Raw genomic sequence first — 23,650 nt, forward strand, 5'->3', positions numbered from 1 at the left:
ACGAGAACCTTCCAGCAGGCTCTAAGTCATGGTTTTTGAATTTAACGATACCCAATACACTCCGGGTTACATCATGTCACTACCTCCAGTCATATAGTCAGCTATATGACTGGAGTGATGCACTTCACTAAAAAAACAACCTAAAAGGTGAAGGATTTATTAAACTACTTTACTAACCGAGAAGATCAATGACAGAATCCAATTCCGATTTTATGAGATTCAAGCAATTTAACCTATTCCTGTCATGATCATTATCCTGACAGGAGGCAATCAACTCTTTCATTCTTCCATTGATAAAAGAGAATGAGCTTTCAAGTTGTTCGGCATGTTCTGGTCTTACGAGAATTAAAAAATTCCTTAGTGAATTAATCTGATTATTCCAACGCTTGAATATTTCCTCCAAATCATTAGCGGTACTGTTTGTTAATAGTTCTGGGGTTTCAATAAGTTTTTCTATTGCAGCCAGACCTATATAACAAGAAAACTCATTTTCATTGTATTTAACCTCTTCTTTTCTTCTAAAATCATTAATCAGATTATTTAGAATGAGTTCCTTTTGTTCACGGCTGTCAGGGAAATCACCATCGCAATTGATGGTAATGACTAAATAAGGCCGGGATTTATTAAAGACTTCATGTGACTTCATAAAATCTAAGCCTTTAAATCCAATAACCGTCTTCTCAAACTCCTGTGCGTTGATCTCCCCAAAGTATTGGAAGCTTCCATCATATATTTGATACCCTGAATCGGTCTTTCCAACCAGCACAAAAACATGCGGGATTGTCTCATCTTCCAGCACGATATCCTGGAATAGTGGCCTTGTTATATATTCCGCCTCTGATAAACCGTATGAAGGTGAAAAAGGCAGATAATAGTCACTTCCTGTTACAATGACGACATTCCCAAGAGATAACTCTTTTTCGCAGTAGTTCTGATAGGATTCATAATCTTCAAAGAATTTCTTAGCATAAGAGAAAGCATAATTTTCTTCTAATGAAGGCCAGCCAAGCATGTTACCAAAGTTAACCTCCTGATTAGATAATTTAACCTTATTTTCAGCCTGTTGTAATACAATGCCAATTAAGTGGCTGCCATCTGAAACCTGCATAATGGCATCATCGCAATTTAGATGATGTTCATGTTTCAGTTTTTCTCTGACTGCCGAATACAAGCAACTGGCATACGTTGGATATAACTCAGGTGAAAAATTCTCATTGAATTTCCAGACGTTATATTCAATCTTGAGGTCATTATCTAATATCTGGCTTATCTCAGCCAGGGTTTGGCCCGACAACAACATATTCATGTTAATTGGTAGATTTATAGCCTTCGCTTTTGCCACCACTTGCACTGCTGAGAGAGAACTCCCGCCCAGAGAAATAAAGTCATCACTGTTTTCAACGCTATCAATACCCAGAATGCGTTTCCAAATAGAACCTAACTCGTTGATAACTCTATCCCGTTCCTGTACCAGCGAGTTGATATTTGTGTTGGTCGCTCTGATTGTGTTGGTCACTTTAGCGTGATCTTCTTTCCTTTCCTTTTCTTCAACAACTTGAGGGGAATTGCCAGAAAATAATGCCTGCAATCTTTTTATATCTGTCGGGTATGCTTTTCCGCGTATCGGTGTTGGGGGGAGATGAATCAATTCAGGTTGCTGAACATTTATCTCCTGCTGCCAATTCACATCAATACCATGTAAGGAGATCAGGGCTAATTTTTCTATCAGCTCATTATGGTGATTCATATCTCTGGTTTTATGGCTTTGCCATGAGATACAAGCATGATTTACACCATAGTCTGAGTGATTCTGAACGAAAGTAGAAAGCCCACTTCCTGGCCCGACTTCTATAAACAGACACTTTTCATTTTCTAAGATTGTCGCGATAGATTGTTTAAAGCGTACAGGTTGGCGAATATGATTAACCCAATAGTCACTGGTTATGACTTTGTTGTTATCAACCCACGTACCCGTTACATTCGATATAAAATCAATTTGGGGCTTATTAAGTGTGATTTCGCTGAAAGCCTGGCCATATTTGTCCAGAACAGGGGCCATATAACAGGTATGGAACGCTCTTTTAATTTCCAGACGTTTCGTTTTAATTAATAACCCGCGACAAATTTCCTCGAATTGCGTTATTCCATCATCAGATCCCGCGACAACACAAAGTTCACTACTGTTGTCTAAGGCAATTTCAATATCCTCAGTTATTATTTCTTTCACTTTCTCGGTTGATGACATTACAGCAAGCATAGCCGCCGCTTCTGTCGATTGCATACATTGACCGCGAATGCAGATAATTCTAACCGCATCTTCGTATGAGAATACTCCGGCCAGTGTCGCTGCCACGTATTCCCCCAAACTATGGCCTATCATTACATCGGGGGTAATACCATAAGATTTCAGAACTTGTGCCAGCGCATATTCGATAATAAACAGCAACGGTTGGACAAATTCCGTTTCATCAACATGTTCATCCTGAGAACTATTAATAAGCAGCGCTTTCAAGTCAGTTGTGCAATAATCATTCGCGATTAAAAATCCTTTATCACACCACTGCTTAAATAGCACATTGTTGTTGTAAAAATCTTGCCCCATAGCCCTATATTGAGCACCTTGACCAGGGAACAAAAATACCACTTTTCTCTTAATACCAAGTGATATATTAATATTGTCTTTTTCTGTTGAGGACAGTGCCTGAATCAATTCATCGCGATTGTTTACTGTAGCAACAAATTGTGATGCCATTGGTTCCCTTAACATCAGACTATAAGTAATATCACTCACATTCAGTTGTTGGTTATCGCTCTGAATTACCTGCTTTAATTGTTTTTTATAGGATTGCAATGATTTCTCATCCGGTGCTGACAAGATTAATGGCAATCGATTATTGACGTTTTGTCTGGACGGTTTGCTCTGATCAGCCTGAAATTCTTCAAGTACAATATGCACATTCGTTCCACCCAAGCCAAAAGAACTGACACCTGCCCTGATTGGGTTCTGACTATCACGTAATTCCGTATATTGGTTATTAACGATAAATGGGCTGTTCGTAATATCCATTTCTTTATTGGGACGGGCGAAATTTATCGTAGGTGGCAGCACTCTATGTTTGATGGATAATGCGGCTTTAATCAGCCCGGTGATTCCGGAAGCAAAATTCAGGTGACCTATATTTGATTTCACACTGCCAATTCTGCAATAGTTCTTTTTATCCGTTGAAAAAGCCTGTTTCAGCGCATTGAACTCAATGGGATCACCCAAATTCGTTCCCGTACCATGTGTTTCTATAAAGTTGATACTTTCTGATGATACATTCGCATCTCGTAATGCAGCCTGAATAACGTCAATCTGACCTTTTGTGCTTGGCGCAGTGTAACCGACTTTCATGCCCCCATCATTGTTAATTGCACTGCCGATAATAGTCGCATAAATATTATCCTTGTCTGCTATTGCTTGTTTTAATGGTTTCAGAACTACCATACCAACGCCATCACTAAATACCGTTCCGTTTGCTTGAATATCAAATGGGCGACATTTTCCATCCTTAGAGTAAATCATACCCTCTTCAAATAAATAGCCCGCTTTGATTGGCAAGGTAATTGAAACGCCTCCTGCCAGAGCGACATCACATTCTCCCGCACGCAGTGATTTAACGGCTTCACTAACGGCAACAAGCGATGAAGAACAGGCCGTTGAGATAACCATACTTGGCCCGGACAAATTTAATTTATATGACACGCTCGTCGACATATAATCTTTGTCAGCAACCACCATAGTACTATATTGACCAGCACTGCCTTCCGCCGTTGCCATTGCCTGCACTAACCATTGTAAATTCCCTGATGCAGCCGCATATAAGCCGATTTTTAGCTTATTGTTTTTTACCGATATTCCCGCATCCTGCAATGCCTGCCAACTGCAAGTATGCATAGCTCGTACTTGCGGGTCCATTTGACGCGCTTCGTAAGGGGTATAGCCAAAGAATTCAGCATCAAACTCACCCGAATGAGGCATAATACCTTTGGCACGAATGTAATTCGGATTGTCTAATAATGCTGAATCAATGCCTTCTTCAATTAGCTCTTCCTTACTCATTGTGCTGATTGATTCTTTTCCGTAGCATAAGTTATCCCAAAATTCATGAATATCCTCAGCGCCCGGGAATTTTCCGGCTACGCCGATAATCGCAATGTGTTTATCAAATATCGCTTCCGATTTAATCATGCTTTCAGTTGTATAAGCACTGTCATAAATATCTTCAACGTTTTCATCCTGAACGTTATCGGTGCTGATTGTTCCAAACTGATTGGTTATATGGTCAGCTAATAGATCAGAAGTGGGATAACTAAACATATCAACAACGGAAATATCGATATTGAGTGCATCAGTTAATCTTTTATTGACTTGAACCAGATCCAATGAGTTAGCACCTAATTCAAAGAAATTATCTTCACGGTTAATATGTGCTACTTTTAAAAAGTCTTTCCACACCGAAAGGACAGTTTCTACGATTTGAGCTTTGGAAATCGTTTTTCGTTGAGATTTATTGACTTTATTAATGTCGAACGTTTTTAAATAAGAGCTAACCCATTGTGCAAAACGTTTATCTAAATCACCAGTTGAAACAATAATTTGACCTCTCAATGGTGATTGTAAAACACGCTCTAAAATTTTAATTCCTTCATCAGGTTCGATTAAAAGCTGACTCAATGAGGAGCCCAGCGCATCACCCGCATCATTACGTTCGAAAACCCATCCGTCCCAGTTAACACTAATCCAGGGCTTACCTTTCTTGTTTTGTTGCTTCGCAAAAGAATCAGCAAACGCACTGACAGAACTATATGCAGAAAAACTCAATCCTCCCAGCACCGCAGCAATTGAAGAACAAAGCAGGCAGAAATCCAGCGGCTGATTTTCTGTTAATTCTGCCAGAATCTTATAAGCCTCAACTTTGGTTTCTAATTGTGGTAAACAGGCGTCCAGCGTTATCCTATTAATGCCCTGAAATGAGTTTCCTTCCGTGACACCAGCCGCACAGATAATGCCATTCAATTCACCATATTGTTCAGCGATCGTCGCTAATAAACGTTGCATTGCAGACTTATCAGCGACATTGGCAGCATAATAAGCCAAGTTTCCTGTACCAAGATCGGAAAGTTTATCGAGCCGCTGCAATATTTCGAAGGATGGCGAATGCGATTTAATGGCTTGTTTCCATTCATGCTGATCAGGTAATTCCCTTCGTCCGGCAAGTATCACTGTCGCCCGATATTCTTTCAGGAGATACTCTGCAAATAAAAGCCCTAAATCTCCCAATCCTCCGGTAATAAGGTATATCCCCTGCGGTTTAAGGAGCGAGTGTTCTTTCAGTGGATTTACTGCAAGCCGCTCATAGGCTTGTTTTGAACAACCCTCTTTTGTCCGACGAACAATAAAGCGCTCATCTGTTGCTAATAATTCTTCAGTTAATATCTCACAGGTTTTTTCAATCGATTCAGTCGTGTCAATTTGTACTAATCTGGGATGACATTTGCTGACTTCTTGCGTAATGACTTTTACTAAGCCATTGAGCATATTGGATTCAGGTTGTTCTGTATTAACCAGCAACAAACGGAAATCACACATATTTCCGACTGTTGTCCATGCCTGAAGCAGAGTAATGGCAGAAAACCATGTATTTTTTACTTCATGGCTTCCCGATAAAGGCCAGGCAAATATTATCGAATCAGGTTGTAATTGATTCTCTTTTAATTCATTAAACAGCCTTTCGAAATGGCTGGCTTCTCCTGCTGACAATGTAATAACATTGTTCGCAGTGGTGTAATTATCCCCTGATAACACAAACCTTACTGCTTTTTCGTCAATATTCATATGACGACAAAGAGGTTCGCACCACTCAATATCTGGCACAAAACAGAGCGCCATTTTCACATCAGATTGGCTCGATTTATTTGGTAAGAGAGCATCCTGCCATATTTCACCATAGAGCCATTCTGAAATGTTATTTTTTGGGATTCGAATTTCAGATACTTTTTCTGAATAATTCAAACTGGCGCCGGAGTTTCCAAGCTCCATATTCTCTGAAATAAATTGATAACCGGGTAAACTCACTCGTTTTGGATTCAGATCTTGGTAAATGGCCGGCCAATTGACGGGTTGGCCTTTCATCCAGAGTTGTCCAAGTAATTTTAATAAATAAACTCTGTCGTTTTCCTCTTCTAATGGATGACGCATCACATTAATAACAGAGATATCTGTATTTGCCGCAACAATCTGTTTAACAAACGTAGACAGTGTTCTGCCCGGCCCGACTTCAATAAAAGTATTCAGCTCAGACTGTTCCAGGCAAGTCAGAATACCTTGATGAAATTCGACGGTTTCACACAAGTGCGAGACCCAATAATCGACAGAATTTGCTTGTTTTGCCGTGATCCATTGGCCTGTTACATTTGATATGTAAGCTTTATTGGGCTTTTTCCACTTTATCTCCCTCAAAGCCTGTTTAAATTTCTCTACAGCAGGCTTCATCATTGAGGTATGAAAGGCGTGAGAGGTTTCCAGTAATCGGGTACGGTAATTTTGTGCAATCAAATTCTTCTGAACTTTCTCAACTTCACCCTGAGGCCCTGCGATAACACAGGCATTCGATGAGTTTACCGTTGCTAACGTGACTTCATCTGTCAAATAAGGCTCAATATTTTCTCTGCCCGTTGAAACACTCAGCATCGCTCCGGGCTCACATTCCTGCATGATAAGGCCTCTGATAGCAACGAGTTTCAGGGCCTCATCCAATGTCATGACTCCTGCCATTGCGGCTGCAACGTATTCACCAATGCTATGGCCAATCATTGCGTTCATTTCTATTCCCAGTGCTTCCAAAGTCCTGGCAAGAGAATAAGATATGGCAAAAATAACCGGCTGGGTAAATTGAGTGTTACGGAGTTTTTCTGCACTCTCCTGACCCTTCTCATCATAGAGTAGTGCGAGTAAATTTATTCCAAATTGCTCTAATAGATATTCATGGCACTCATCAAGCTGCATTCTGAAAATACTCAGCTCATTGTATAAATCCCTTGCCATATTGATATATTGAGCACCCTGACCGGGGAACATAAATACAATACCCGGTATGTGGTCAGAGGAAATTTCCGCGATCTTGTTTGTCTCTTTAACATCAGATAATGTGGTGTTGAGTTCCTCTATATTTCCTGCAACAAACGAGGTGCGATATTCATATTCTCCTCTTCCAATCTGGAGTGTATAAGCAATATCAGAAAGCGCCTTTGTATGAACATCTGCACTCAAAAACCGGTTCAGGGCTTCTGCCGTTTTAATTATCCCTTCTCTGCTTTTGCTTGAAAGCGTGATGAGTTCTGCACGATCCTGCTCGTCACTGGTTTGATCTGAGATTGATTGAACGGTCATATGCACATTGGTTCCGCCAATGCCAAATGAGCTCACACCTGCGGTTCTGATATTATTGTTATCTTCCCAATCAGTGGCAGTATTGATCAAACGGAACCGTGTACCTTCCAACGATAAATGATGCGCTGTTTCAGTATGGCAAGTGGGTGGGATCTTCTTATTCTTCAATGCCAGCAGTGCTTTAATAACCCCCGCAACACCTGCGGCACTATCGGTGTGACCAATGTTCGATTTAACGCTGCCAATATGACAAGTTTTGGGATTGTCGCTTGTGACGTTTAAAGCATCTTTGATGCCTTCTAATTCAACTTCATCGCCAACCAATGTTGCCGTTCCATGCGCTTCCAAGTATTCAACGTCATTGGCAGAGAGACTCGCCATTTCTAAAGATTGTTTGATACAGGCAGACTGCCCGTTTGCATTCGGGGCGGTAAATCCTGCTTTTTCATGACCATCATTGTTAACACCATAACCAACGATGACGCCATAAATATGATCATTATTTTCAATGGCATCTTCCAGCCTTTTTAAAGCAACCATGCCAATGCCATCGCTGAAAACAGTACCACTGGCATCTTCAGAAAATGGGCGGCAATGACCATCTGCGCTATTCACCATTCCATTGACATACATGTAACCGCTTTTTATCGGTACGGTGACGGAAACCCCTCCGGCCAGTGCCAAATCACACTGATTGACCCGCAGGCTCTGACACGCAAGCGTTATCGCTAACGCAGAGCTGGAACACGCACTCTGAACGGTCACGGCCGGCCCGGTAAGATTCAATTTGTAAGCGATTCTGGTTGTGAGAAATTCCCGGTCATTTAACAACCCAATACCAAATTGTTCGGTGGTGTCTTGCACTTCATCTTTTACCAAATCCAGCCATGCGTAATTAGAGCCGGAAGAGGCGAACAGACCCGTGACAGGGCGATATTTTGGATTACCATATCCAGCATCATCCAGCACTTGCCACGTTATTTCATGCAGCAAACGGAATTGTGGGTCCATATATTGTGATTCACGTGCTGTATAGCCAAAAGCGTCTTTATCAAAATCCAGTGAATGCTCAATAATGCCTTTTGCCCTGATATAATTTTTATTCTTGAAAATGTGTTCAGGAAATCCAGCATCGATCAGTTCATCATCCGTAAAGAAAGAAATACCTTCTTTGCCAGATAGTATATTTTTCCAATATTCCTGTATGTTATGACTTCCGGGGAATCGGCCGCTCATGCCAACGACAGCAATGGCATGTGCCGGGTAATCATTAAATACTCTCTTTTTGCTACCTGATGCTTTTCCTCTTGCTGCCCTTTTCGACTTATTGATGATCTTAGCTGGTGCTTCACTGATTAAGCTGTGTATTTTTTCAGAAAGTTTCTGGCAGGTTGTATAGCGATAAAAATCATTAACTGATAATTTTATTGCATAATGGTTATTGATCTTTTCGTGTAACTGAACAATATCTAAAGAGCTGGCACCGATATCAAAGAAATTATCCTCTTTCGAAATTTTCTTATTTGAAAAATAGACTTTTAAAATATCCAATATCTCTTTAGACAAAGATTTAATATCGATTTTTTCTGCAAAAATGACATTTTCTTCCTGCTCATCGAGCAGATGACGGGCAGTATCTGGTTTTATTAAAGGTTTAAACTCAATTCGATTCGGAAGTTCTTTATAATTTAAGTGTTCTATCGAAATGGGTTCCATTTTCTCCCAAAATTCCTGGAGAATAAGATGCGCATTGGTTCCACCAACACCAAAGGCACTGACTCCGGCAGTGATAAGTTCATCAGTTTTACTGAGCCAGTTTTTTGTTTGCGTGTTAACATGAAAAGGTGTTTTTTCTAATTCTAATTTTTTATTCGCTTTCTCAAAATTAATGGATGGCACTAACGTTTTAAAATAGACACATAATGTGAGTTTTATCAGTGATATTATCCCTGCGGCGGTATCACAATGCCCCACATTTGATTTGACGGAACCTATAGCACAAGATTGTGACCCGTTAAAAACCGCTTTCAAGGCGGCAATTTCAATCGGATCTCCCAGTAAAGTTCCTGTCCCGTGTGCCTCTATATAACTAATGCTGTCAGGATCAACTTCTGCGACATCTAATGCAGCCTGAATAACATTTTGCTGCCCCTGAGTACTAGGGGCAGTAAAACTTATTTTGTCACTGCCGTCATTATTAATTGCGCTGCCTTTGATAACGGCATAAATTCTATCGTTATTTTCTATCGCATCACTCAATCTTTTTAGTACAACAACACCAACGCCATTACTGAACACCGTACCACCCGCGTGTTCATCAAAGACCCGTGTTTTGCCGTCTGCACTATTTATCATCCCTTCCTGATATATATAGCCAGCTTGATGTGGATGCGTTACGCTGACGCCCCCCGCTAAAGCAACCTCACATTCTCCGGCTTGCAGAGCCTGACACGCTGTATGCACGGCAACTAATGAAGTTGAACATGCTGTTTGTATCGTGACTGACGGGCCGCGCAAATTCAGTAAATAGGAAATACGGGAACAAAATGCAGAGTCATTTAATGTTGCGACATGGAACTGTTCTGCCGCAGAACTGAATTCCGTATTTAATGTTTTAAACCATGACCACTGATTACCTGCTCCTGCGTAAACACCAATTTCTCCCGGATAATTTTTGGCATCAATGCCAGCATGGTTAAGTGCCTGCCAACAAGTTTCAATCATCAAACGAGTTTGCGGGTCCATTTTTTCTGCATCTGAGTAATTAATTGCAAAATAATCGGCTGCAAAATGATATGGATTGTTGATTACACCTTTGGCAGGAACATAATTTTCATGTAAATATTCTTCAGCCGATACGCCATTATTTTCTAATATTTCTTGCGTGAATCTGCTAATACCTTCTTTTCCATCACGGAGCATTTCCCAAAAATCATGTACGTTATCTGCACCAGGGAACTGACCTGCCATTCCAACTATGGCAATTTCAAGACCAGTAAGATTATTTACCATAATTAACCTTTATTATGATCATTTGCTAATGAAAAGAGCTGGCTTATTCAATTTAAATAATTAATCATTTCTATAAAGAAGAAAATGATATATTGGCTCAAGGCATCAAATTCATTACGAATTTAAGTATTCAGATTTCCCCGGATTAGTTTATATATCTAATTTTTAATTTTCGGGATTTGCTGATAGATTCGTACTCTTATAGATATCACTCAATAATCGAATTTTTTCTATAAAAACTACGCAAGGCATGTTGCGAGATTATCATTTGCTGAATTTGATTAGTTCCTTCAATAATTTCCAGAACCTTGGCTTCACGATATAACCTTTCTACCGGATAGCGGCTGGATAGTCCATTTCCTCCGAGAACCTGAACGGCGTTATTGGCAACCAACATAGCGACTGCCGAGCTATTATATTTCGCTATATTCGTTTCCATAATGGCCTTGTGATCACCCTGATTCCTTAAATAGCCAATCTTTTCACAAGTGGCTTTTGCGGCATAAAATGCCGTAGCTGAATCAGCAATGATGCCTTGAATTAGTTGATGCTGGGCGATTTTTTGGCCGAATTGTTGCCTCTTACGCGCATAAGTCACCATCTCTTCCAACGCGGCATGGGCAATAGCAACCCCCGCCCAGGCGATACTGTAACGACCAAAATAGAGGGCTGTATTAGCGACAAAGCTAAACCCTTCACCCTCACGCCCGACTAAACTCTCTTTTGGTATTTCTACATTATCAAAATAAAGTTCTGATAAATAAGCACCACGGCTTGCCATCAAATCCAGCATTGGTTTTCTCGTTAACCCTTTCACCCCAAATTCGACGATGAATGCACTCACTTTTTCTTCGCAACGGGCAAATACGAGGAATAAATCAGCAATCCCTGAATAAGTAATCCATTTTTTGCTGCCATTAATTCTGAACCCATCTTCTGTCACTTCATACTTTGTTTTGATGGCATTAGCATCAGAGCCAGCTTCCGGTTCAGATAAGGCAAAACATGCGATTTTTTCACCTTTCGCCATTGGCGGTAAATATTTTTCTTTTTGCGATTGGCTTCCTAGTTTTGCAAGCGTTTCACCCACTAAGCTTGTGTGAACCGTTAATAATGCGCGTGTTGAATTACATCCTTTACCGATTTCTTCAGTCAAATAACCATAAGAAAGCGGGTCCATACCTTGCCCGCCATATTCTTTGGGCAACATCGCGCCTAAAAAGCCCTGCGCTCCCATTTCAGTGATAATTTCACCGGGCACTTTACCCTGCTTATCAATTAAAGTTGCGGCTGGTCTTAATACATTATCTGAAAATTGCTTTGCAGCTTCCACCAAATAATGGAGTTCATGTCCCATCATATAAACCTTACTCTCTTATTTTATTAATTAAGTTCAGCATTGAGTTGATTGAAACAAAATTTTCACGTTCTATATATTCATCCGGTACGGTTATAGAACATTTTTCCTCAATAAAACAAAGTAAACGCATGGCAAAAAGTGAATTGACCAAACCACTTGTAAATATATTAGTATCATCCGACAACTCAACATCATCATCAAATACAGAGATATTATTTTCAATAAATTCACGAATTTCTTTGGCGATTGTATCCAGGTCTTTCATTATCATATCCTATTAATTTATAATGACATCAACATAGTAAGGGAAGTCAGGTACTTGCTCTAATTCGTTTTCAAAGAGCATCGTCTCATCAGCGAGCTTTTCTATTTCTTTAAACCCTGAGAATTGGTAAGTCACAAACATTTGCCGATTACGAGGTGTACGTCTGAATTCAGCATACAATTTATGCCCTTTTGCTTTTGCCTGCTGCATAATATAAGTCAATGCTATACTTCCCACTCCACGAGAAAGCGTTCTACAGGACATTAATAATAATTTAATATAGTCAACCTCTTCTTTATAGTGTACTAATGCCAGACCTATCTTCCCGTAAGAGCCATATTTATCCACTAATTCAAAAACAAATACACCATACTCATCTGAGTGAATTAATTCATTTAATTCTTCTCTACTGTAAGTTATGCCTGTTGAGTTAAGCTGATTAGTCCGTTGTGTCAGTTCCTCAGCCCGGAGGAGATCTTCGTGTTTGGCTTTGGCGATATAAAACTTCATATTGAGTTGGCTGAGGAATTCTTCTGATGTACCAATAAATTCATCTTCCTCTTCTTTACGCAGAATATCTTCTTGGTAACGCTGCCTTCTTAATTTTGCATCATCCGATATTTCCATGTTGGCAATTCTAGGCAAATGAAGTATTGACTGATATTCCAAGGCATCAATACAAGTGACTTGCGGGAATTTAGCATTAACTTCATCCCTTTCTAAAATCTGATCATCAACAAAAATAAATGTATCCGCTGAGATATTTAAATTTCTCTGAATATTTTCAATCGAGGAAGATTTAGCACCCCAATGAATTTGAGGATAAATAAAATAGTGTTTTAAATTAAACTCACTCAGCATTTCCAAAGCATCAGACGCTTCATTCCTGCTTGCTATTGACTGCAAAATACCCATTTGATCCAATTGGTCGATGATTTTTTCTATTCCTGGCTTTAAATTAAGATCATCCCCCTCAGAGAGAACCCCATCCCATATAGTATTGTCTAAATCCCAGATGATACATTTTACCGGTGTATCACTGCTTACTGGCTTATTTGCTAAGTCATCCATCATTAATATTCCGCGTTTTTATAATTAAAAAAGCCCTTACCACTTTTTCTACCAAGATTTCCCGCTTCAACCATTTTCCTTAGCAGAGGACAGCAACGGTATTTCGGGTCCTGATAACTTTCATAGAGAACCTGCAAAGAGTTAACAACCGTATCCAGCCCAATCAGGTCTGCGGTTTCTAATGGCCCCATAGCATGTCCGTAACCTTCTTTGAAGATGCGATCAATATCTTGTGGGCTGGCGAGATTATCCTGTACGAGAAATGCCGCTTCGTTCATGAATAAGTGAGAAAGCCGGTTAGAAACAAATCCGGGAAAATCTTCTACAACAACAGGATTTTTCTCAATGCTCTGTAAGAATTTTTTTGCCTCAGTCAATGTTTGTTCGGAAGTATGGAAACCTTTAATCACTTCTACACATTTCTTTATGGGCACGGGATTCATAAAGTGGAGGCCAAGTACTTTTTGAGGAAAAGGTAACGCTGCTGCAATTTTTGTGATGGATATACAACTTGTGTTTGCAGCAATATAAGTTTCAGGCTTAATGTATGGTGCTATTTTTTTATAAACATCCTGTTTAGTTGCCCACTCTTCATTGACATTTTCAATTACCCAGTCACACTCTCTAATCTCTTCATAAGATGACGTAAATTGAATCCGTTCTTTCAATTCTGATATATCCAGAGATTTAAATTCAGGCTTAAGCATCCGATATAAACGAAATTCACTTGAAATTCGCGAAGCGAGATTTCTCAGAACCTCTGAGGATATATCGATAAGTAATATATTATGCCCATATGCAGCACATGTTATTGCCGTGTCTAATCCCATAACACCGGCACCAATAATTGATATTTTCAACGATTACCCCCACTTTTAATGATTGAAAATCAGCTTGTCTAAAAAGATAAAAACAAAATATAGAATATCCGATTCCATAAGTGTTATTTAGATACGCTACCGCCCTTAAGTCACAGCCTTAAAACCAATGTAAAATTTATATTTTCCCGCAAAAAACTTTGACAGCGCAATCAACTCTATTTTTTAAAATAAAATAGAGTTGATTCATGCAATGATTTATTTATCAAAAAGTAACCTTCATGTTAATTTCGAGAAATTAACATGAAAAACACATGGAAAATATACTTTATCAATTAACAGTAAATAAAAGAAATATTAAGACCATAAAGACCTATCATTATTTCCCATGTGATAATTAATATTTATTATGAGCACATAAAATACATCGTCATTCATTAAACAGGCTCTCCTGTACTTCCTTTGGCTTTGCGTCGCCTGTCCGCTAATCTGCTCTTGCCGGATTGGAATGACGACAGCATATGCTCTTGGGATGATTGTTTGTCTGAGTTCACCTGTTCAGGTGACAACCGGTTCTGTTTAATCCAGTTTGAGAATGAGGAAATCGTCGGATGCTCAAATAAGACAGTGACACGAACCTCCTGATTGAACGCTTGTTGCAACTGGGATTGGAGTGCAATTATCTTTATCGAGTTACCACCAGCATCAAAGAAATTGATGTTTATATCAATCATTTGGCTTTCCAGCACCGCTTTCCAAACCGCCTGCACTTTAGCTACCACCGGATCTGCCAATGGCACATGATTTTCCACCGGTTTTGTTTGCAGTTGTTGCGCAGCATACTCCTGTAAGCTTCGGCGATTGATTTTGCCGGTAATGGTACGTTCAAACCCATCGACAACCGCAATAAGTGAAGGTAACCACGATTCCGGGAAGTTACGCCGGATATGTTCTCGTACCCGAGGCTCCAACATCGCAGGGGGTTCATGGCTATCAACAAAAAGATGCCACTGGCGCTTTCCCTTCGATTCTATTGCGGGCGATTCTGTTACGGGCAATAGACAACAGGCTTTAACCACATCTAATGTCTCAACAACACGCTCCAATTCACTCGGTTCAATGCGAATACCGTTCACCTTCACCTGGTCATCAATCCGCCCCAGATAGCGAAAACCTGACTCACTGGAAAAAGTAACCATGTCGCCAGTGCGATAAAAAGGATGCTTACTGTATTGATCCAAGTACATAGATTTAACAAAATATTTCTCCGTCTCAACGGGGTTCGTCGTGTAACCACGGGCAACCGCCTTGCCTCCCACCCAAAGCTCACCACGGACACCGGCAGGCAATGGTTTGCCAAATATATCAGCGCAGTAGGCAATAACATTTTGAATTGGCCAACCGATGGCAACATCCGCAGTAAGAGATTGTTTCGCGTTGAGGCAATCCACCGTCGTCTCACTGGGACCATAATGGTTGCTAACGGCATACCCTTGCTGCAACAAATCATCCCGAAGACGTTTGGGTAATTCTTCACCCCCAAATATCCACAATCTCATGGCAGGCAAGAATGGTGCATCCTGAATAAGCTGTGCAATGGCTCCGGGAATAAAGTTGATTAAGGTGATGGATTCAGACTGCAACAGCTCAATGAATGCCTGTCTCTCCAGTAACACATTCGGCGATGGATAGATCAGCGTGGCACCAACAACAAAACTCCCCAATAAATCTTCTACGCTGGGGTCGAAATTCAGATCGGTCAGCCCAAGCACTCTATCAGCGGCTGTCAGCACCGTCTCTTTAATAAACCAGTCCAGCAGGTTTGCGACCGATTCATTACGAATCGCAATCCCCTTAGGCGTACCCGTCGTTCCCGACGTGAATATAAAGTAAAATTCATCTTCAGGCCGTCGGTTAGTCCATAGCGTTGGCTCCGCCGTAGATGGCTGTAAACTCTTTTCCTCAATATCCAGCAGTAAATAACGCCCGCTCTCTGCGCCTGGTTCTTTATTAAAACCTAGTTCTTTATTAAAGGAAGCACCACATAAAACAATGCTGCAATCTGCCAAAGTTAACAGCATCTTTTTACGTTGCAGTGGATCTTTCGGATTGACATAGAAGTAACTGCCCCCACTGAATAATATTGCGAGTATTGCCTGAGTCGATAACAATCCTTTTTCAAGATGGACAGCAACTCTGTCTCCCGGAATAAAACCCGATAATCGTAACTGTTCTTGTACGCTACTAATTCCTTTCAATAACTCACAATTGCTGATGTTATTTTGTCCATCGACCAGGCTGATTCCTTGGGGAGACTCGCTAAGACGCTGATAAATACCTGTCAGCAATAAATTGATATCCGGCGTCTGTTCGTTGATCTCCCCGATGCGCAAAGACACTTCTTCAGCGCTCTCTGTACTAAATTTTAAGATGAGATCTTCAATCAAGGTATCTGTGGTGTGATTAATCAGATCTTCCACCAACGATTCAAACCCATTAAACACCATTTTTACTGCATCAGATGCCCCCGTGAAAACCTCTCCGGCACTGAGTTCGACTAACCATTGTTCCACACCAGAAACGGTTAATGTCAAACCGAAATGCGTCGTTTCTTCACTGTATAAATCCGTCACGAATGCGCCACAACGGGTATCCTTCAATGTGGCATCAATGGGATAGTTATCAAAAACCACAATAGAGTCATAGAGTTCTTCACGTATTCCCGCTTCCTCACGGATCAATAAAGGCGGCGTTTTTTCATATTGTTGCGCCTGCTGTAGCGCTTGAAAAACAGAACGCAAAGCAGCTTCTATATTCCACTTACCTTCAAGCGTAAGGATAAGCGGTACGGTATTGATAAACAGACCTAAGGGCTGACGGTCAATGTCCTGCGTCAAAGCTCCGCCTCTGCCAGAAAATGTACAGCCCAACGTAATGGTTTTTTGGAAGGTGAATTTAGCCAGCGTCAATGCCCAGCATAGATAAATAAAACTGGCCGACGTTACCCCCGCGCGGCGGCAAAGTGATTCTATAGCCGATTTACGTTCTTCGCTCCATAGGCTACTTACGACGATTTTTTCATTTATTGCTTTCTCAGCCACATTGTGACCAGTAGTTCGGAACAGGGGTTCATCCAAGAGTTTGGTTGTTGCAGAAGACTCTCCATCAGGCAAATGTTGAAACACCTCTCGCCAATATTTGCGACCGGACATCAACGCTTCCCGGCTTAATCCCTGCCAGAGTTGTTGTGAATAGATACGTGCATCCAGAGGAACAATTTTTTGCCGACGCAATCCCTGCAACCAGAGGGAAATCAACAGCGAACTACTCCAGCCATCCATCAGAATATGGTGAAAAGAGAAGGCCAGACTTACCGTTCCCGCCTTAACATCGTGGAAGCCAACAATGCGAAACACTTCTTTGTTCAATGCAAAAGGAGTGGCTTTAGAATATGCCAGCCAATCAAGGCAACGCTGTTTAATTGACGGGACGGGAGCCGTCGAATCAACACGGGTGTATTCAAACGGAATTCGGGGCAAAGAATAAATAACCTGATGGGGAGTGCGAATACCTTCCCAGACAAAAACCGACCTGAGAGCGGGCTGTGACTGCTGTATCTGCTGCCATACTTCAAGGAGGGCTTCTTTATCGACATCCACCTTCACGCTGAATGCCACACCAATGTGATAAGCGCTGTTTCCATCTTTTAATGCGTGAAACAGTAACCCATTCGCTTGAGGCGTCACTTGTAGCAGTTCTTCAATATAATTAGCGTTGAATACTGTATTCGCTGAATCGATAGCGGTTCTCATGCTGAGGCTCCCTTAATAATGAGATCAAGCTCCGCTTGTGAGAGTTGACAAAGAGGAAAATCGGCAGGTATTAATGGCTGTTCCAAACACTGATCAGCCTGCAAATCACGGGATACCTCATGTTTGCTATCACACCAGGCTAAGCGTTTTTCGTTTAATAGCTGCTTTTCGCTCAATAATAGTTTTTCGTTTAATTGTGCCAAGTAATGCTGCGCATCATCACCATTAGCGTTGGGAATACCCAACCTCAATTCAACTAAAACAGAACCAGACTCACGGCAATCACGAATGAGGATGTCAAAGTCGGTCACACTCTTTTCGTCAGGATGCCGGAAACCTCCCGACAAGGACTGAACCAGATCGAAATGCACCCATGTTCCGCGTCCCTCTAATCCCGATCCAATATCATTGATGCACATGTGTGGTCGTTTTCCCGGATGACTCAGCCCCAACTGCGCTTTCCAGCTCTGTTTATCTTCATAGAGACCCGACTTTAATATTCGCAAAAAAGCAGTTTGGGAAAGTCGGTATGGGTGCTCTGATGAAATGTTAAGAGCCAACTGATTAAAGCCGGTAAACCAACCCACCGCATTCGCCATTTCCGTGTTCCGGGTTGCGGGAATGCCTGCTTCAGAGAATAAACGCCCATGGTTTTCAAACAGGATTACAGGCTGCGGAGGCAATATTCCGTTATCTTGCATAACGTCCATCAAAGCAGCCGCGATCAATTGTGAACGCTCAGCCTTAAAGCGTTGCTCCATCAATCGCAAATCATGACCGCAAATTGACAGCGCCAAAGTAACCGGAGTCACCGAGGAGTGATGGAAGGTATCGTCATAAGGTACATCATCCACTTCAGGAACGTGCTCTCCTAACCATTTACCCCAAAGGAATGCGCCTTGCTCATGGATCGTTTCCTCTGCGTTCGCAGTCTGGAATGAAGAATCATTAATAGCCTGCTCCAATTCATCCAATAAGAAAATCCATGAATGCACATCGCAAATAAGGTGATGACAAACCCAAAACAGATAATTTTTGTGTGAAACCGGATCAAATACGACCGAATGCACGCTGGGTTGTTTCTCCAGACAAACTCGGTCTTGCAATTTATTCAATCGGTCTTCAAGGTGTTCACCCGGCGCCAGAATCTCGTCTTCTGTCACGGTATCACCGTCATACACCTCCGGTTCTGGAGATGCAAAGTAAAACTCACTCAAATCTTGATTTGCTCTCAAAGCAAAAATTTTATGCCTTGCTTTAACCATTGAGACAGCCGCGTTTATTTCTTCAGCCGAGAGCGAAGATTTCAACTCAAGCACCATGCCTTGTTGCAAACGATTGCCGTGTTTAAAACATTGTTGCCGGAACCAACGGGTACTTGGTAAGAACTTAATCCAGCTTGCTTCAATCTCTTCTGAGATAGCCGAATTGGTGACTTCATTTTCCAATGCCGCTACGCAGGCTTTTTCAAGCACAGAGCCCAAGGAATTCGACGTTAACAGTTCACTTGCAGCAATCCGAATCCCTTCTCTGGCTAATAATGCAACGAGCCTGATCGCTTTGATCGAGTCTCCTCCCTGTTCCAGAAATGAAGTGGTAAGATCGACGGTCTGGGGCCAGATAGGTTTCAGAAAATCTGCATTTAACCAGATTGGCAGTTGATAGGTTCCCGACGCATTCTGGCTTGGTGTATTGGCTGAACCGAGCTGGGAAGAACCACTCGCCATCAACGTTGCCTGAGCTGCAGCAGTCAGCGCCGCCATATCAACTTTACCATTCGCATTAATCGGCCAGGGTTGTACGGTACAGTATAGCGTTGGTAACCAAGCATCAGGAATTTTTGTTTTCAGGCTACGTTGAAATTCCGGGCAGTCATGCGGTATGACTTGACTGCTGCACAAAGCGACTGTCTCATACCCATCCGCTTCATCAACCACCAGTTTCAGTGCCTTCAACTCCCAACTATAGTTGTCGTTTTCCCCAACACTCGTCAGTACACTTTCCACTGCTTTCTCTATTTCCGCGGGGTGGATCCGGTAGCCACGTATCTTAAATTCATCGTCAATACGCCCAAGGCAATGAAATATGCCTTGCTCGTCCTGTAACCCCAAGTCACCAGTACGATACCAACGGCTTAAGCCATCAGCACCGCACACAAATTTTTCCTGCGTCTGGATACTGTCGTTGAGATATCCCGTGGCCAGCACCGGACCACTGATACTGATTTCACCCCTGAATCCACGGGGCATATTTTGCCCCCAAGAATCTTTTATCGACATCTCTGCTTTACCCAACGCTGTACCGATAGGCATAACTGCGGTGTTTATCTTGTTATTACCGTCAGGAGAGCTTTCTCCCCCACTCACTGAGCAGATACAGCATCCGACTGTTGTTTCTGTCGGCCCATATTCATTGATTACTTTGCTTCCCACAGGAAAATAATCGAGTGCTTTCTTCACCAGAGAAGAAGACAAATTTTCTCCACCCACAACAAAAGTCAGCGGATGACTTCTTTCCGGGCTGTGCTCAATCAGCAATGAGAGATGGGATGGCGTGCATTTAACGCCCGTCAATGACTCATCAGCCAGTAACGTTTGCAGCAATTCAGGGTTATCACGGATATCTTGTTCATGAGGCTGGATAAATCCGCCCGACAAAACCGGAACCAGAATAGCGGTCTGGGTTAAATCAAAACCAAAGGAGGTAAATAAAGGCGCATTAAATGGAGTCTGCGCAGCGTAAGCCGCCTTAGCCGCCAACGCATAATTGGCCAGCGCCATCGGGGAAATCACCACGCCTTTAGGTTCTCCGGTCGATCCTGAGGTATAGAGAATATAAGCAGGGTGACAGTGTGTATGTTCTGTCCATGTCACTGGATTCAATGCAACATCAAGCCCTGCCTTATCCAAGGAAACACGTAACAAACGCAAGCCCAGCATTTCTGCAAGGTGATGGTCGGTTTCCGTATAAATGCAGAGAGATGCCCCCGAATTACGGGCAATAGCCGATAATCTGGCTAAAAGCATGGTCGGACAAACGGGAACTACCGTCACATTTTCAATCAGGCAAGCCAGATAAGCGAGCACAGTTTCAGGAGTACGTCTTCCCAGAATAAATACCGGATTGTGCTCATCATGCCCATTTCGTATGGTACGCAACTGTTCTCTGAACTTGTTAATCCATTGCAATCCCTGACGATAAGTTACCGCATCAGCACCCTGCTTGAATAACAGGTTATCAGCATAACGTTCAAACGCATGGTATAAATGAATGCCGATCGGTTTTGTCTGGGATTCTTTCCAAGAGTGGGTTTCTTGCTCTTTTTCACCTAATGGTGTTTGTGTGACTTCTTGTTGCGCCAAAATTTCGCAGGCAGCTTCCATTGCATAATCAGTGACTGTTTTCAGAAACATGTGACATTGATCTAATGACCATATCTTGCGGAAATCACCTTCAAGTTTGAAGTTCCCACCCTCAAAGCGGTCATGGATATGAATGGTCGCAAACAGGGCTTCTACTGCTTGCATATGATCAATTGATACGTCAGCACCTAAGACAGTTTTCCGGAAAATGCCAGTTTGATAAGAAACCCCGAAAGCGGGAATGATTCGTTTCCAATCTTGTGATGCAAATTCATTCCATCGGGCGCCTGGCGCATAACGTGAGTGGGCAACCGCTTTTTGCAAACGCGGCTTAAGCATATGGTAACAATCTGTCACCGTCTCCCCCGCTTCACGAGATACGGGGATCAAAACCGGTGCCACTGCCATAGAGGCAGAGCGTTTCTCTTCATGACTCCAGCGGTTAAGCATCGGTGCCTGCAATAAAGCACCATTACCATCTTCAATAACCATTTGTGTATACGCAACCGCCGCGAAAAACAACCTGAAAATAGAGCCGCCACGACTTTTAAACTGGCGCAGCATATCATTTTCAGCTTCACTCAGTTCGTGACGTACACGCCGGGATCGAGGCGTTAGCCTGCGATAGTCACCGATCGGATAACGGCTGGCTATTTTACCGGTATTAGCGGATTCCGTTTCGTTACCGGTATTGTCACTGAAAATACTTCGCCAATACGCTTCATCTCTTTGCCTACGCCGGGAATTTTCATAATTCCGCTCACCCTCCGCGTTGACCGAAAATAGAAGATATTCCGTATCCGGCTCTTCTTCTTCCAGCGCACTCATCAGATGTTCTATCAGTACTGACAATCCCTCACCATCTGTAGCCGCATGATGCGCCTTAATAAACCAGCCTGTCTGTTCCGGCTGAAAACGCACAGCAAAAACGCGCACTGGTGTCAGTGATAAATCTTCTTCTATTAACGTCTGGCGCTCCGCCCAACTTTCAAAAGCCCGTTTAGGGTCCGGATAACCGCTAAAATCTACTTGTATGACTTCCGCATGAGGAGTGAGCCGCCGGATGCCATGCCACTGTGTTGCCAAGTGATCTGTTTCCGCATGGTCATTAACGAATCCAATATGAAATATATCCATTGAATTTTGGGTTGTTTCAGCGGCCTGAGTCAGTCTGTCCAGAGAAATATCCCCGTTTAAACGTACTGCAACACTCAAATAAAACGGGTAGCCAGTCAAATGAAATGCTTCCATTTTGAAAACGGCTTGCTGTGATCTAGATAGTTCGAAAATAGGATTTTCCATGATTAAAACCGTCATTCCACACCTAATTTATTGGATTTATTTTTTGTGATTAATTTAATCTATTTATTTTAATACAGTTATCGTGATAACACCTTACTAAACTGGCTTTTTGCCAGATTTAGTATCCCACTATTACGAAATAATCATATAGAAGTAACACATGTATTTTTGACTCTTTGGAAAGCACTTTAGCGAAACTTTTTAAACGCAGTCAAATGTCACGATTATGTCGGCATCTCCATAAATAAATTCATAAAATAGATGCTGGGCATCGGTAAAAGACTCATTTTGGCGAAGGGCTGAGTTTTTTATTCTTAATGTTATTTATACTATCGGGTAAATCGACCACTATAATATTTTTCATAAAACTTAAGTAAGGTTTACTATTTCTAGAATGAGAGAATAAGACAATGATTCGAATAATGACATTAAAAGCATTAACATTATGATAATTTATCATTTTTTTCAAAAATCTTAAATATATATAAACCGTCGACGAAATGGCAAATACTAAATAACAACAAATAAGATAATGTTCCAACTGGTTAAATTGAAATATAATTTTCAATTGACTTTATGATACCAGTGCCAAATTAAGTTGCAATTTTTTTTAAAAAATTCGCGGAATTAATCACAAAAAAACAAAAAATAATTTCAAAAAAAGATAATAAATAGAAGTTGTTATATTATGCTGTAAACATAAATAGCGATATTAATACTTACTCAACTCAATTGTATAAGATATTTTTATAACAAAATTGGTGTCATTAAACTTAATATAATTATAAAATTATTTAAAAAGTATATTACTCGACACTCCTCATCTAATTCAGGAATAAATCGATTTATATTGTGAGCTTAATAAATGCAAAAGTTCATGGTGGTAAGATTGCACTGGGATACATATGACCTTACCGATGGCGCAGACGGTATCTGTTATTGAGACAAAATTGCTGCCACTGAGGGATGAAAAAACGGCAGAAATGGTGAGTAGACCTACCCAGTCACCCGGGCAGATCCCTCCTCAGAACCGGACATGCAGAACTACCGCATCCGGCTCCCGACAAACCCCAGTCGTCACACCTATTCAGCAAGAATTGAACATTGAATGGACTTGCCAGCTTGAAGGATAACCCAGCACTTTCAGGATCAGAGTCAGCTTTTCCCACGTTAACCCTCGTCGTCCTCCCTTCCGGTTGAACCCTCTGTAAAGTAC

Annotated in this window: 7 protein-coding genes; all 7 read right to left on the minus strand. The window is 41.6% G+C overall.

Annotation, left to right across the window (positions count from 1 at the left end):
* Nucleotides 1-172: 172 nt before the first annotated feature.
* Nucleotides 173-10,444 (minus strand): type I polyketide synthase, encoded by a 10,272-nt coding sequence (locus tag Xind_RS11835; RefSeq protein ID WP_187650095.1) that lies wholly within the window; start codon nucleotides 10,442-10,444, stop codon nucleotides 173-175.
* A gap of 208 nt (nucleotides 10,445-10,652) precedes the next feature.
* On the minus strand, nucleotides 10,653-11,804 hold the full coding sequence (locus tag Xind_RS11840; protein WP_047680371.1) for an acyl-CoA dehydrogenase family protein: 1,152 nt from the start codon (nucleotides 11,802-11,804) through the stop codon (nucleotides 10,653-10,655).
* A 7-nt stretch (nucleotides 11,805-11,811) separates the two neighbouring features.
* Nucleotides 11,812-12,069 carry an acyl carrier protein gene (locus tag Xind_RS11845; protein ID WP_047680374.1) on the minus strand — a complete coding sequence of 86 codons (258 nt, stop codon included), beginning with the start codon at nucleotides 12,067-12,069 and terminating at the stop codon, nucleotides 11,812-11,814.
* 12 nt (nucleotides 12,070-12,081) lie between these two features.
* Nucleotides 12,082-13,143 carry an HAD-IIIC family phosphatase gene (locus Xind_RS11850; RefSeq protein WP_081988982.1) on the minus strand — a complete coding sequence of 354 codons (1,062 nt, stop codon included), beginning with the start codon at nucleotides 13,141-13,143 and terminating at the stop codon, nucleotides 12,082-12,084.
* A complete protein-coding gene (locus tag Xind_RS11855) occupies nucleotides 13,143-14,000 on the minus strand; it encodes a 3-hydroxyacyl-CoA dehydrogenase family protein (RefSeq protein WP_187650096.1) in 858 nt (285 codons plus the stop codon). The genes Xind_RS11850 and Xind_RS11855 overlap by 1 nt, the downstream gene beginning before the upstream one ends.
* A gap of 395 nt (nucleotides 14,001-14,395) precedes the next feature.
* Complete coding sequence (locus tag Xind_RS21665; RefSeq protein WP_246432520.1) at nucleotides 14,396-17,770, minus strand: AMP-binding protein; 3,375 nt, start codon at nucleotides 17,768-17,770, stop codon at nucleotides 14,396-14,398.
* Nucleotides 17,767-22,449, minus strand: a complete 4,683-nt coding sequence (locus Xind_RS21670; RefSeq protein ID WP_246432522.1) for an AMP-binding protein — start codon at nucleotides 22,447-22,449, stop codon at nucleotides 17,767-17,769. Before Xind_RS21670 ends, Xind_RS21665 begins: the two co-directional genes overlap by 4 nt.
* Nucleotides 22,450-23,650: the final 1,201 nt, after the last annotated feature.

Origin of the sequence: Xenorhabdus indica (assembly GCF_014467235.1) — a bacterium.
Taxonomy (GTDB): Bacteria; Pseudomonadota; Gammaproteobacteria; order Enterobacterales; family Enterobacteriaceae; genus Xenorhabdus; species Xenorhabdus indica.